Origin of the sequence: Enterococcus sp. SB12 (assembly GCF_030910025.2) — a bacterium.
Taxonomy (GTDB): Bacteria; Bacillota; Bacilli; order Lactobacillales; family Enterococcaceae; genus Enterococcus_B; species Enterococcus_B faecium.
Map to the genome: position 1 here is coordinate 1,275,730 of NZ_CP175675.1, position 13,282 is coordinate 1,289,011.

At 36.1% G+C, this 13,282-nt stretch carries 11 protein-coding genes and 1 pseudogene; 6 read left to right on the plus strand and 6 right to left on the minus strand.

The window, feature by feature from the left end; genetic code table 11:
- Window positions 1-14: 14 nt before the first annotated feature.
- A pseudogene (locus tag RBL01_RS06325) lies at window positions 15-1,568 on the minus strand (helix-turn-helix domain-containing protein).
- A gap of 147 nt (window positions 1,569-1,715) precedes the next feature.
- Here RBL01_RS06325 and RBL01_RS06330 point away from each other — a divergent pair.
- Window positions 1,716-2,741 (plus strand): LPXTG cell wall anchor domain-containing protein, encoded by a 1,026-nt coding sequence (locus RBL01_RS06330; RefSeq protein ID WP_047629366.1) that lies wholly within the window; start codon window positions 1,716-1,718, stop codon window positions 2,739-2,741.
- Window positions 2,742-2,866: 125 nt separating this feature from the next.
- Here the strand turns inward: RBL01_RS06330 and RBL01_RS06335 are convergent, their stop codons facing one another.
- The 5 genes from RBL01_RS06335 to RBL01_RS06355 all read right to left on the minus strand — a co-directional run bounded on the left by RBL01_RS06335 (window position 2,867) and on the right by RBL01_RS06355 (window position 6,524).
- On the minus strand, window positions 2,867-3,946 hold the full coding sequence (locus RBL01_RS06335; RefSeq protein WP_073984784.1) for an AI-2E family transporter: 1,080 nt from the start codon (window positions 3,944-3,946) through the stop codon (window positions 2,867-2,869).
- Between the two features lie 108 nt (window positions 3,947-4,054).
- On the minus strand, window positions 4,055-4,495 hold the full coding sequence (locus tag RBL01_RS06340) for a MarR family winged helix-turn-helix transcriptional regulator (protein WP_002301992.1): 441 nt from the start codon (window positions 4,493-4,495) through the stop codon (window positions 4,055-4,057).
- 56 nt (window positions 4,496-4,551) lie between these two features.
- Entirely contained in the window at window positions 4,552-4,962 is a 411-nt protein-coding gene (locus tag RBL01_RS06345) for an organic hydroperoxide resistance protein (RefSeq protein WP_002288163.1), read from the minus strand.
- 179 nt (window positions 4,963-5,141) lie between these two features.
- A complete protein-coding gene (locus RBL01_RS06350) occupies window positions 5,142-5,576 on the minus strand; it encodes a VOC family protein (protein ID WP_002301993.1) in 435 nt (144 codons plus the stop codon).
- Between the two features lie 99 nt (window positions 5,577-5,675).
- The gene (locus RBL01_RS06355) at window positions 5,676-6,524 is read right to left on the minus strand and encodes a YitT family protein (RefSeq protein ID WP_002303243.1); all 849 of its coding nucleotides are present in this window, start codon (window positions 6,522-6,524) and stop codon (window positions 5,676-5,678) included.
- A 387-nt stretch (window positions 6,525-6,911) separates the two neighbouring features.
- On the opposite strand from RBL01_RS06355, the gene RBL01_RS06360 reads away from it, so the two are divergent.
- From RBL01_RS06360 to RBL01_RS06380, 5 genes are all read left to right on the plus strand, one after another.
- Window positions 6,912-8,678: a glycoside hydrolase family 13 protein gene (locus tag RBL01_RS06360; RefSeq protein ID WP_002318366.1), complete on the plus strand. Its 1,767-nt coding sequence runs from the start codon at window positions 6,912-6,914 to the stop codon at window positions 8,676-8,678.
- A gap of 101 nt (window positions 8,679-8,779) precedes the next feature.
- A complete protein-coding gene (locus tag RBL01_RS06365) occupies window positions 8,780-10,039 on the plus strand; it encodes an extracellular solute-binding protein (RefSeq protein WP_038809376.1) in 1,260 nt (419 codons plus the stop codon).
- Between the two features lie 146 nt (window positions 10,040-10,185).
- A complete protein-coding gene (locus RBL01_RS06370; protein ID WP_002318365.1) occupies window positions 10,186-11,487 on the plus strand; it encodes a carbohydrate ABC transporter permease in 1,302 nt (433 codons plus the stop codon).
- Between the two features lie 2 nt (window positions 11,488-11,489).
- Entirely contained in the window at window positions 11,490-12,341 is an 852-nt protein-coding gene (locus tag RBL01_RS06375) for a sugar ABC transporter permease (protein WP_307780918.1), read from the plus strand.
- A gap of 12 nt (window positions 12,342-12,353) precedes the next feature.
- A complete protein-coding gene (locus tag RBL01_RS06380; RefSeq protein WP_002301999.1) occupies window positions 12,354-13,169 on the plus strand; it encodes a maltodextrose utilization protein MalA in 816 nt (271 codons plus the stop codon).
- The last annotated feature ends 113 nt before the right edge of the window (window positions 13,170-13,282 follow it).

The following is a 13,282-nucleotide window of genomic DNA, read 5'->3' on the forward strand; positions in this document are numbered from 1 at the left end:
GTATCTTATTTGGTCTAGGAAGTAACTTGATTTTCTTTTTTCGATTGATCCATGAGTGCTTCTTCTTTTAATTCAAAGATATATTCTGAGATCCTCATAATCACTTTTTTCCAGTCTTCTGGTGTGATGATTCCTTTTAAAATATAGATTTTTTTGATATGAGAAGGCAATTGTTTCAAAGGGCAGTCGCTGATAACGATGTTGCAGTTCTCCATAAAATCATTTTGTATTTTGATCGATTCATTTGAAAAAATTTGTTCTATCTTAACGATCAGATCTTTACTGATATAAAAATCACGCGTATAGTTCACACCAATCACAATTCGCGGCTGTTTTTTGTAGCGATCATACAAATGTACTAGGTCTTCAACCATCCATTGCACATTTTCCTTTTCTAAAATAACTGGTAACAAGTGTTGATTTTGTTCTCTGAAATCCATATAAAATTGTTCAATGGCGGTTTGGACTTCTTTCAATACGCTATGTTCTTGATAAAGCATGAAAGTAGGAAGGGGCGTATTTGGTTGATTGAAGTTAAGAAATCCATTATAAAGTTTATTTCGTGCGAATGCCAATGAGTAAAGAATCTTTTCTTTTTCAGGTATAAACAAATCAAATACAGTACAAAGGGACTCCACCATTTCTCTTGAATAAAGAACATGAGGAACGTTTGCTTTTTTTAAAAGTTTGTATTGCTCCAAGCTTGTTTCTTCCGATTCGATTTTCGTGATAGAAAGTCGAGCTAAAATATTCACTAAGATGCGTTGTTCGCGATAAATTGGCAGATTAGGTCGCAAAATATCTACAGAGAGATCAATAAAAAAGTCAATATATTCATACTCTGTGAATTCTTTTTGTACGTCTTTCACAGAAGTTGCAGGAAAATTCTCTTTACATATTTTTAATAGAAAATATAATTTATCTATCATACCGCTATTTAGTCGGTCAAGTACTTCTTTTTTAAAAAAAGTATTCATCATAAAAGCCACTACTTGCGGATCTTCATCATAAAATTCTGTAGCAGTACTTGAAAAGATGTTCCAATAAATATCTAATGCTGCATATTGAATTTGTACCTCTTTTCCAGAAAAAGACTTTCTGCCATTATTAGAAAAGGAGATAGACAAACCGTACTATGCTAAAAATGCATTAATCTTTTTCATTTTCGTATACAAATAAGAGGCACTATAGTTTGTTTGCTGACTGAAACTGATAATCGAATTTGTCTGACAGCTGAACAAAGAAGTCAAGATCTGATAACTGACTGATTCGTTGCAGTATCTTCCAAATAGACGATAATAGCAGTAAGCCGGATCAATTCCTTCAAAATTCAACTTTAAAAAAGGTTTTTGCTTATCAATATGCAGTTCTGTTAGATTGAGACGCTCAAAGTCTTGTTCTAATTCTTTGATGTATAGTAAAAAATTTGATTCAGACATATGGAAATGATCTGCTAAATATTGTGTAGTAATAAAGAAACGATGTTCAGATAGGAAAAGAAAAATATCTAATTTTGTATTGCTTTTTTTCTTCAAGATAAACGTTTTAATCGCTTCTTGAGTTTGCATGAAAGAGGCTCCTTTTTACTTAAATTGTTAAAACTTGAAAATATTACTGTTTTTTTCATAAATTTAGACAAAAAAACAGTAAACATATAGGTAGAATCTCTACTATCTTATTTCTTGCATACAAAAAAATCAAGGAGTGAGAGAGTTATGAGATATTCAACCATCTTAATATCAACATTTGCAGCCTTAAGCTTATCGCTTACTATAAATCAGACAGTCCACACAGAGGAGACAGAAACAGCCAAATGGACAGAAACCAAGTGGGCCAACGTCAATCGAATTACCTTTCAGGATGAATTTTCATCCTTCAATTCAGGAGTCGCAAAATTAAGAAAAGGACAAACAGCGACCATCAAAGCAAAAATTGACTATTCGGGAGACTTAGCACCTATACTACAATCAGCTGTTACATTTGAGAATGTTGATCCCACTTTGTCGATTGGCTATGACGAGAACACTTTGACTATCCAACACAAGCAAGCGATATTTACCTTCACCGTTACATTAAATCAGGACTTGTTAAAACCAGCGCTTTTTACTTTCAAGGTATCAGATGGACTACCGAACGATCATCATCATTTAACGCCGTATAGTCAGCGGCAGACAATTGAGCAAGATTCAGCCATCGACTCAGGAGGAGATCTTGTTGAAGAACCAACAGATAAACCAGAAAATGAAAATAAGCCAGAAGTACCGCCTACAGAAAATCCAGACGGAGAACAGAAACCGGAAATAGAACCTGGAGAAGAACCCGATACAGAAACTCAACCAGAGCCAGACAATAAATCAAAACCTGAAATAACCCCTGGAGAAAAACCAGATGTAACTCCAGAACCAGATACGGACGCAAGAGACCAAGGAATACCAGAAAAAATAAACAAAAAAACAATTCAAGAGGATGGAAAAAAAGAGAGTAAAAAATCAAATCTAGCAATTCTAAAAATAAATGAAGAGCAGCTGAATAAAAAATCACGAATATTTGATAGCGCCCAATCAGCTGAAACCTTAAAAAGTAGCAAGGATACAACCTTTGCTAGTCCTGAAACGAAAAATAAACAGCTACCAAAATCCGGAGAGTCACAAAACAAAGTTATACTGTGGAGCGGAATCATTCTATTAAGTATAGCAACAATGCTTTCTGCAAAAAGATTTAAACAAAACAGATCTCTCTAACATTTGAATAATGTCTGTGAACGCATTTTTCAAATAAAAAGAAATATCCAGAAAATGCCCCCAAAATACCAGATTGAAATCTGATATTTGGGGGCGTTCATACTTTATCTTTCTTCATATTTATTTTAAGGGATATCTGTTTCTTTTGGAAGATGGTTCGGGATCTTTTTCACTTTCAATACATCTAAAAAGAAGGTAAAGATCGGAATGCCGACAATCAAGCCCCAAACGCCAAAGAACCGTTCGCTAACAAGTAAGACCACAAATGTATAAAAAATCGGCAGTTCTGTTTTGCTGGACATCAACTTCGGATTCAGCACATAAGACTCAATTAGATGGACAATCAAAATCGTAATCAGGATATAAACAACATCTCGGATGCCTCCTTGGGAATAAGCTATGAAAGATAGAGGAATACAAGAAATGATAACACCTGCTACTGGGATCAGACTTAAAATGAAAATCATGATCGCTAAACTCAGCAGCTGATGAAAGCCAAATACAGCCAAGGCGATTGTAGTGAGCAACGTATTTAAAAGAGCGACAACAAATTGAGATTCTAATACCAAACCAAATGTATTGACAAACTTATCGGCAAAATAGTAAATATCTTGAAAGAACCAAGAAAATTCACTTTTTAAAAACAATCTTGAGAATACAATTGTTTTTTTCTTTTCAATCATAAAAAAGAAACTTAAGATGAATGACATAGCAAACGCCACTGCCATTTTTCCTATATCCTGTAAATAGCCAAGCGCAATCGAAGCGCCATTTTGAAGCTGTTCAAAAAAATCGTTTCGCTCAATATAAGTATGGATATATTGTAAAACAGGATCTGCATCTTTTGGCTGATGCTCGTAAAAATTAATAACGGACTGGATCATGTCAAATGTTTGATGAATAAGCATCGGGATATACTTTGTGAATGCCAGATAGATAAGGTAAACGATCAGTGTATAAATCATGATAGCTAAAACACCTGTAGGGATTCGGACAAATCGCTGAATGATTTGAACAAGATGAATCATCAAATAAGTAAAGATAAATGTGAGCAAAATGGTTGTAATCATACTTCTAACTAAGAAAAGAACAAAAACGACAAATAATAAAACAGTGAGACGGCGTATTTTTTCATTCGCCAAAAAACGCTGATAAACGGTCAAATCGACAACCTCCAAATAACAAAAAATAAACACGTTATTCATTATATGATGGAATATGAAAATAAGAAAGAGAAAGAGCAAAAAGAAAAACCGCTAAATGACGTTATCTTATGAGTTGGTTTTCCTCATAAAATCGTTCATCTAGCAGTTTCAGCCCTTTTTCTGGTCTTGATGAAAATTATCTAGCATTTTTCGGGTCAGATGTTGCAGTGTATCCAATTCTTCCTGTTCAAGTGGAAGATAAGACTTGATCTTTTGTGGAATACCTTCTGCTTGTTTTTGCAACGCAGCACCTTGAGCAGTCAGCGTAACATTTACGATTCTTTCATCACCCGTTTCACGCTGACGATTAATATAATTTTTTTCTGCTAACTTTTTTAGTAAGGGAGTCAGCGTACCAGAATCCAGACACAAATCATTTCCTAGCTCTTTCACTGAAGTCTTTTTCTTTTCCCATAAAACTAACATCACAAGATACTGGGTATAGGTAAGATTCAGCGGCTTGAGGAGGGGAGTGTAGTGTCTAATGATTTCCTTAGAGGCGGCATATAAAGGAAAACATACTTGATTAACTAAATATAGATCTTCCATTTTTCCACCTCCGCTGTTTTACTATAGTGTATCATAGCGGATTTACACAAAAAAGTCTATTCACTAACTGCTTTCAGAGTAACTTCTATATTTCCAGCTGTAGCTTTTGAATACGGACACACTTTATGCGCTGCCTCTAATAATTCTTGCGTTTCTTCCAGAGAAAGACCTTCGATAGATCCTTCAATCTCTACACCTAAGACAAAGCTCGTTTCACTTTCTGAATAAAGGGAAACTTGTGCACTGACAGTAGAAGCCCCAGAGATATTTTTTTGCTGTTTGATCAATTCTAATGCACTGTTAAAACATGCACTGAAACCAGCTGCAAACAATTGTTCAGGGTTGGTTGCATTTTCGACGCGTTTACCAGGAGCTGCAATATTCAATTCGAATGTACGATCGGGATTATGCACTTCTCCAGAGCGTCCGCCTGTGTTGATCATTTTCGTAGAATACATTTTTTTCATAAAATTACCACCTTTAATTATATTTTATACAATTGAATTTTACACAATATAATTGTGGAAAGCAAAGAAATGGATTGGCATAAGATAAATAAGAGAAAGCACATGAAACAGACGCGCTTTCTCGAATAGCAAACATATACAAAAAATATCAGAGACAAAAAATAATCTCATCATAAACATTACATATATTTCTCAAAAAGTTGTTTTCTTTCTTCAAAAATTACTTCACGATGGACCTGATGAAGCATCCATAAATAACCAAAAGGATCTCTGAACATTGAGTTAGTCACACCAAAGTCCATCATTTCTGTCATTTCTTGAATCTCTACACAGCCATTTCGTAATGCTTTATTATGTGTGTCCTCGATATCAGAGACGATGATATTGAACCAGATCGTATTTGGATGTTCAGCAGTAGGAGCAGTCAAACCAAGAGACGTGTTTTCATCCAGCATATGGAATCTCGTGCCATACAAGGTAAAAATGACTTCATTATTGCCTCTAGGGTAATCTGTTGCCTCAATCAGTTGTATTTCATCAAAGATTGTTTGATACAGTTCTAGTGCTTTCAAACTATCATTTAATACAAAATCGATTTCCGTTCCTTTATGCATAAAGATCTCCTCTCCTTTTCAGTCGAACAGTTACTAGATTCTTTTATTATACCAGCTAAAGAAAACGCATTCAAAAAAATAGCGGATTTACTTACCAACTCATTCGATTGGATGATAAGTAAATCCGCGTCCCATTACTTCTGCTACGCTGCTGACAATGACAAAGGCACTTGGATCGATTTCTTCTATCAATGGTTTCATTCGGGAAAATTCATGATCAGTCACAACGATCAATAAAACCTCTTTTGACTTTCGATTATACCCGCCTTTTGCCTCTAGCAGGGTAAGGCCACGTCCAATCTCAGCACTTAAGCGAAGGCGGATGTCTTCCAAATAATGTTCACTCATGACCATAACAGATTTCTTTCGATTGATACCTGTTTCGATATAAGTCATGACAATTGAAGTGATTGCAATAGATAAAATAGCATAAAGAAACTCTTCTATTCCAAAAATAAACAGATTAAGAGAAACAACGAATGCGTCTGTAAAAAATAAGCCAATCGAAGTATTCAAGTGGAAATATTTTTTAAAAATGAGGGGAGGGATCGTCGTACCGCCGCTAGAAGAGTTGTTTTTATATAAAATCGCAACTCCTAAAGCAAAAATCGCACTTCCAAAAATGACAGACAACAACCGATCTGAAGTAATCATTGTTTCTGGAACTATTGCAATGATTAAAGGAAAAACCAAGCTTCCGAAAAGTACTTTAAAAAAGGGTTTTTTACCTAAAAATAGAAGAGCTAGTACCAACATAACGATATTCAACACTAAAATAACTATAGCTCGGTCAAAGCCTAAAGCAGCTTCCAGTAATATTCCTAGACCGCTGACACCTCCAGCAGCAATATGGTGAGGCCCTAAAAACATATTGATAGCGACTCCTAATATGAAGAGGGCAAAAATAATCTTAATGTATGTCCATATAAATTGTCTCGTTTCTTTCATTTATCCACTTCCTTAATTCATTAATAATACTCTTATCTTATTATAACTTACTTTTCACCTTAAGTTAGCTTTAATTAATAAAAAATTAGGATAGTCTAAATTATTATGTTTCATTCTTCTAGAATATACTTCTACGTTAAAAACTGTTAAAAAACTTTTACTTTAGAAAATTGGAGAAATTGATCACTTAAGATAAATTCAGGACACTAAATAGTACAGGAAGTAGACTAAAACTTTTAAAAGTTTTAAGTCTATCTATTTGGCAAGTTTAAAAAATAAAAATTCGGTATCAAAAAACTGTTACCGATAACATTTTTGAAAGCGTTGTCTTTTGCTTCTCTATCACTTATAGTGATGACGTCATATTAAAACACAAGGAGGAAATCAATGGATACAGCTGCAACTTATCATCGACCGGAAAGTGAATATGCATTTCTATATACGAATACAAGATTTCGTATTCGGCTTCGTACTAGGAAAAATGATATCAAAAAAGTATATGTGCTATGTGGAGATCCATATACCATAACAACTGAAAAATGGTATCAAAAACAACGACCAATGAAAAAATGTCTAAGTACCAATGTTCATGATTATTGGGAAATTGAAGTGACGAGCGAAACAAGGCGCTTACAGTATGCGTTCCATGTTGTTGGGGAAGATAACACGGACTGTTTTTACGGTGATCAAGGAATTTTTCCTTATCGAGAAAATGTGATTACTGAACCAAATTTTTATTTTCGAATACCTTATTTTCATCAAATCGATCGATTCACTATTCCAGAATGGGTAAAAGAAACAGTATGGTATCAAATTTTTCCCGAAAGATTTGCAAACGGGGACAAAGCAAATGACCCCGAACACACTTTACCTTGGGGAAGTAAAGATCCAGACCGAGAAGACTTCTTCGGGGGAGATTTGCAAGGTGTGATGGATCATTTGGATTACTTGACGGACCTTGGCATCAATGGCATCTATTTTTGTCCCATATTTAAAGCCACATCCAATCATAAATACGATACGATTGATTATTATGAGGTGGATCCCGCTTTTGGCGACAAAAAACTTTTAAAAAACTTGATTGATGAAGCACATAAAAGAGGGATACGTATCATGTTCGATGCTGTATTCAATCATATGGGTGTCCATTCACCACAGTGGCAAGACGTTCTCAAAAACGGAGAAAAATCGATCTATAAAGACTGGTTCCACATCCGTTTTTTCCCAGTAGATTCTTATCAGATGACTGACTTACCAGAAACTGCTGAAAATATCCCATATGATACTTTTGCTTTTACTCCATTCATGCCGAAACTAAATACAGCAAATCCAGAAGTGCAAAAATATTTGCTGGATATCGCAACTTATTGGATAAAAGAATTCGATATTGATGGATGGCGTCTTGATGTTGCTAATGAAGTCGATCATCATTTTTGGAAAAAATTCAGAGAAGCAGTTACAGAAATCAAACCAGACATCTATATCCTTGGAGAGATTTGGCATTCCTCTCAAGCTTGGCTGCAAGGGGATGAATTCCATGCAGTGATGAATTATGCATTTACAGATTCGATTAAAGATTATTTTGCAAAAAAGAAAATCACAGCTTCACAAATGGTCAGTGGAATGAATCATCAGCAAATGCTTTACAGAGATCAGGTGAACGAAGGAACATTCAACTTATTAGATTCTCATGATACTGCCAGGATCTTGACCCTTTGCCAAGGTAACAAAGAATTGATGAAGTCTGTGATGGCCTTTATGTTTCTTCAAAAAGGGTCTCCTTGTATCTATTACGGGACAGAAATAGGGATGACTGGTGAAGATGACCCGGATTGCCGCAAATGTATGATATGGGAGAAGGAGGAACAAGATCTAGAGCTATTCGGTTTTATAAAAGAACTTGTTTCTCTAAGAAAACAGTTGTCTAAGATTATTTCTGAAGGTTCTACTCAGTGGCTAATAGTAAATGATCGTGAAGATAAGCTCTATTTCACACGGGAACTAGAGGGACAGATCATCTATGTTTACTTTAATCAGTCAAAAGAACCTTGGGTAGTAGAACAGGAAAATGAGGTGATTCTTAGTCAAAATTGTCAGTTGTTAGAAGACGGGAAAGCAGAGATACGACAATACGGATTTTTGATCATGTGTTGAAAACTGTTACCGGTAACAACAAGAAAGCGTTTGCAAATGAAGATTTGTGCCCATTATAATAAGGGTGTAACAGCACGTTGAATACACAGGAGGAAATGAAGATGAAAAAAAGAAGTGTGAAACAGTTGGGTTTAGGGTTAATCTCTTTAGGAATCTTAGGCGGATTAGCGGCTTGTGGCAATGGTAACTCTTCAGCAGAAGGGGAAGCCGATGAAGGAAAAACGTTAACAGTTTCCGTTGATTCTGGATATAAAGATTATATAAACGAAATAAAAAACACTTTCGAAAAAGAAAACGATGTGAAAATCAAGCTAGTAGAAAAGGACATGTTCGATCAGTTGGAATCATTAGCGTTAGATGGGCCTGCTGGAAAGGGACCTGACGTTATGATGGCAGCATATGACCGGATCGGTGCGTTAGGACAGCAAGGACATCTGGCGGAAGTAAAACTGGGAAATGAAGCAGCTTACGATGAAACAGACAAAGCCCAAGTGACTTATGATGGAAAAATCTACGGAGAACCTGCGGTAATCGAGACCCTTGTTTTGTACTATAACAAAGATTTAGTCGATACAGCACCATCAACGTTTAAAGATTTGGAGAATCTATCCAAAGACAGTCGTTTTGCTTTTGAGTCAGAAGCAGGAAAAAATACAGGATTTTTAGCTAAATGGACTGACTTTTATTATTCCTATGGTTTAATTGCAGGTCACGGTGGCTATGTATTTGGTGATGATGGTACAAATCCTTCAGATATCGGTTTGAATAATGCAGGTGCTGTAGAAGGAATCTCTTATGCAACAGATTGGTTCAAAAATGTTTGGCCAAAGGGAATGCAAGACATAAAAAGTGCAGGAGACTTCGCCAGCCAGCAATTCATGTCCAATAAAACTGCAGCAATCATTGACGGTCCATGGCAAGCGCAAACATACAAAGAAAACAATATCAATTATGGTGTAGCCAAAATTCCTACTCTAAGTAATGGACAGCCTTATCAACCGTTTGGCGGAGGAAAAGGATGGGTAGTCAGCAATTATGCTAAAAACAAAGACCTCTCTCAAAAATGGCTTGATTATGTAACGAATCAGGAAAATCAAGAAAAATTCTTTGAAATGGTAAATGAAATCCCTGCAAACCAACAAGCTAGGGAAACAGCAAAGGCTAAAAACGATGAATTAACAACAGCTGTGATTGAACAATATGAAACAGCTCAAGCGATGCCAAACATCCCAGAAATGGGCGAAGTTTGGACAGGTGCAGAAAACTTGATGTTCGATGCAGCATCAGGTTCAAAAACACCAAAAGAATCCGCAGATGAAGCAGTAAAAACAATCAGTGAAGCCATAGAACAAAAATACTGATTAAAATGATAACCGTCCATTTTTATAAAAAATGGAACAGGTGCTTCAGATAAAAGTGGCAAGAGCGAGATGGAAAATTATCTTGCTCTTGTTGCCATTATCTTAAAAGTAGTTTGCGGTTTAGCAAGTTTAGAGGGGGCATTCAGATGCAGCAAGATAAAACAAGCAATATCAACGAAAAAAAAATCACGCTTTGTTCACTTATTCCAGGGATGGGGCAGTTTGTAAATGGCCAAGCTTTTAAAGGTATCGTTTTTTTCGCCATATTCGTCCTATTCATTGGTCAGATGCTTCTGGGCGGATTTCATGCATTGGTAGGATTGGTTACTTTGGGAAGTATACCAATGGAAGATCATTCATTATTTATTTTGATTGAAGGCACTTTGCAATTCATCATTACAATCATTTTCTTGATTTTTTACGGTTTGAATCTTTTAGACGCTTATCGAGTAGCGAAGATGCGTCAAGAGGGCAAAAAAATCAATCGGACGATGAAGGAAGTCATACATAATATAGGTGATGAAGGTTTTCCTTATCTATTGACACTTCCCGCTTATCTTCTCATGATTTTTACGATCATTTTCCCAGTCCTAGTTACATTGTTCACTGCATTTACTAATTATGACTTCAATCATATTCCACCAGCCAGTTTGATTGATTGGGTAGGGGCTAAAAACTTTTTTAGTATCTTCTTTTTAAGCTCATATCGTAATACTTTTTTTGCAGTCTTTTCGTGGACCGTGATTTGGACTTTATGTGCAACAACTTTGCAAATCACCCTTGGTATTCTCACAGCGGTTGTTGCTCACCAGAAATTTATTAAATTCAAACGTATTTTCGGTATCATTTTCTTATTACCATGGGCGGTCCCAGCTTTTATTACTATCATGAGTTTTTCGAATATATTCAACGACAGCGTAGGAGCCATCAATACTCAAGTGATTCCTTTCCTAAACCAGCTTCCTTTTGTAGATATCAGTGCAATCTCTTGGAAAACAGATCCCAACTGGACGAAAGTAGCAATTATCTTAGTGCAGGGCTGGTTAGGATTTCCCTATATCTATGTGATGGTTACAGGAATCTTACAATCGATTTCAGAAGACTTATATGAAGCAGCAAAAATCGACGGAGCAAATGCATGGCAGCGCTTTTCAAACATCACGCTTCCTGCTGTCTTCCTAGTGGCAGCGCCAACATTTATTACACAGTATACGGGGAATTTCAATAATTTCTCCATGATCTATCTGTTTAACAATGGTGGTCCCGGAAGCGTAGGCGGAGGAGCTGGTTCTACTGATATTCTTATTTCCTGGATCTATAAACTTACGACTGGAACTTCTCCGCAATATTCTATGGCTTCAGCAATCACGTTGATTATCTCCATCATCGTTATCTGTGTGTCATTGCTGGTATTTAAAAAGACAAATGCGTTCAATATGGGGGATTAACAATGAAAAAATTTCATTCGAGTGCTCGATTCCAAAAACGACTTTCTCACTTTTTTACTTACTTTTTTCTTTTAATACTGTCAGTCATTATCATCTATCCGCTTTTGATCACAGCAAGTACTGCCTTCAAGTCAGGAAATATTGCAGCTTTTAGTTTAGATCTTTCAAGTGACTGGACTTTAGGAAACTTTACTCGGCTATTCAGTGAAACACTTTACGGGACTTGGTATAAAAATACGTTAATCATCTCTGTCCTAACGATGATCGTACAAGTAACTATAGTAACTTTAGCTGGCTATACGTATAGCCGTTATCGTTTTATCGGCCGCAAATCAAGTTTGATGTTCTTTTTAGTGATTCAGATGGTACCGACTATGGCAGCATTGACTGCCTTTTATGTCATGGCTTTCCTATTAGAGGCGCTAGATAAGTACTGGTTCTTGACAATGATCTATATAGGCGGTGGAATTCCAATGAATACTTGGCTGATGAAAGGATACTTTGACACTGTACCAATAGATTTAGATGAATCTGCTAAACTTGATGGGGCAGGGCATTTCAGGATTTTTTTCCAGATTGTATTACCGCTTGTCAAACCGATGCTCGCCGTTCAAGCATTATGGGCTTTTATGGGACCTTTTGGGGATTTCATGTTAGCTAAGTTCCTGCTTCGAACACCTGAAAATCAGACTGTTGCTGTCGGCTTACAAACATTTATTTCTGATGTGACAAACCAAAGAGTCTCTCTTTTTGCTGCTGGGGCAATTTTGATTGCACTACCGATTTGTCTATTATTCTTCTTTTTACAAAAGAACTTTGTTACCGGCCTGACATCTGGCGGAACAAAAGGATAGGAGCAGAGTATCATGCAAACATTTCCGTTAAACTATTTTTCCGCATTACGTACGCCAACTCAAGTGTTTGCGGGACGCAAACTATTATCATGGCCTAAATTTTTCTTGATATTTGTATTTTTAGTTTCCTTGATGGTCATGCCTGTGACTCTTTTTTATGCCAATCAGATCCAAGCGATTCCATTAGAACAATTTCTATCCGTTCATTCGCTGATCGATGAACAAGGAACCAAAAAATTTTCTGAACTTGAATTATCTGAAACTGGGTTACAATCATCGCAACAAACGATAGCTGTGACCCCTGAAATTTTGGTAGGTGTGTCTTTATCTGAGAAACAACAATCCGATCATGGAACTTTTATTGATTTTGAGAAGGAACAATGGGTGATCCAACAAAAGGATAAATCTGGTATACGCCGCTATACGATGAATTATAGCCCATCTTTCCAACCAGATTCTGTACGTACGCCCGAAGATTTCCAACGATTTTTAGAAAGAGAATTTTATGCCAGTAATCGTCCAACAATCATTTTATCTTATAGTTTAAGTCTTGGTCTTGTCCTATTTGTCATGACGAGTCTCATTTTATTCGGGGCTTCCTTTTTCTTGTGGATGACAAGAAAAAGCCAACTTTCATCCATTCATACATTCAAAGAGAGTGCAAATTTGATGCTGAATGTTATGGGAATAGGTTCCATGGCAGCAGCAGTTGTAGGGTTTATCCACTTTGACTTTATCTTGATGCTAAGTGTCCAAACAACGATAACTGTCTTGCTGCTTTTATGGGTTTTTGTCAAAACAAGATTCAAAGATAAGCGTGTCGAATGACAAGTTTAAGCGATTTATGCGACAATGAATGTGAAAAAAATGAAAAATAAAGTAGTTTTTGAAAAATTTCTGAAAAAATTAAACTTCTTAGTTGATTCTTTTCTTTTTTAGTA

Coding starts and splice junctions, on each gene's coding strand:
- RBL01_RS06340 (WP_002301992.1), bottom strand. CDS start 4,495: ATGGAAGATCTATATTTAGTTAATCAAGTATGTTTTCCTTTATATGCC.
- RBL01_RS06380 (WP_002301999.1), top strand. CDS start 12,354: ATGCAAACATTTCCGTTAAACTATTTTTCCGCATTACGTACGCCAACT.
- RBL01_RS06365 (WP_038809376.1), top strand. CDS start 8,780: ATGAAAAAAAGAAGTGTGAAACAGTTGGGTTTAGGGTTAATCTCTTTA.
- RBL01_RS06375 (WP_307780918.1), top strand. CDS start 11,490: ATGAAAAAATTTCATTCGAGTGCTCGATTCCAAAAACGACTTTCTCAC.
- RBL01_RS06360 (WP_002318366.1), top strand. CDS start 6,912: ATGGATACAGCTGCAACTTATCATCGACCGGAAAGTGAATATGCATTT.
- RBL01_RS06355 (WP_002303243.1), bottom strand. CDS start 6,524: ATGAAAGAAACGAGACAATTTATATGGACATACATTAAGATTATTTTT.
- RBL01_RS06345 (WP_002288163.1), bottom strand. CDS start 4,962: ATGAAAAAAATGTATTCTACGAAAATGATCAACACAGGCGGACGCTCT.
- RBL01_RS06335 (WP_073984784.1), bottom strand. CDS start 3,946: ATGAATAACGTGTTTATTTTTTGTTATTTGGAGGTTGTCGATTTGACC.
- RBL01_RS06330 (WP_047629366.1), top strand. CDS start 1,716: ATGAGATATTCAACCATCTTAATATCAACATTTGCAGCCTTAAGCTTA.
- RBL01_RS06350 (WP_002301993.1), bottom strand. CDS start 5,576: ATGCATAAAGGAACGGAAATCGATTTTGTATTAAATGATAGTTTGAAA.
- RBL01_RS06370 (WP_002318365.1), top strand. CDS start 10,186: ATGCAGCAAGATAAAACAAGCAATATCAACGAAAAAAAAATCACGCTT.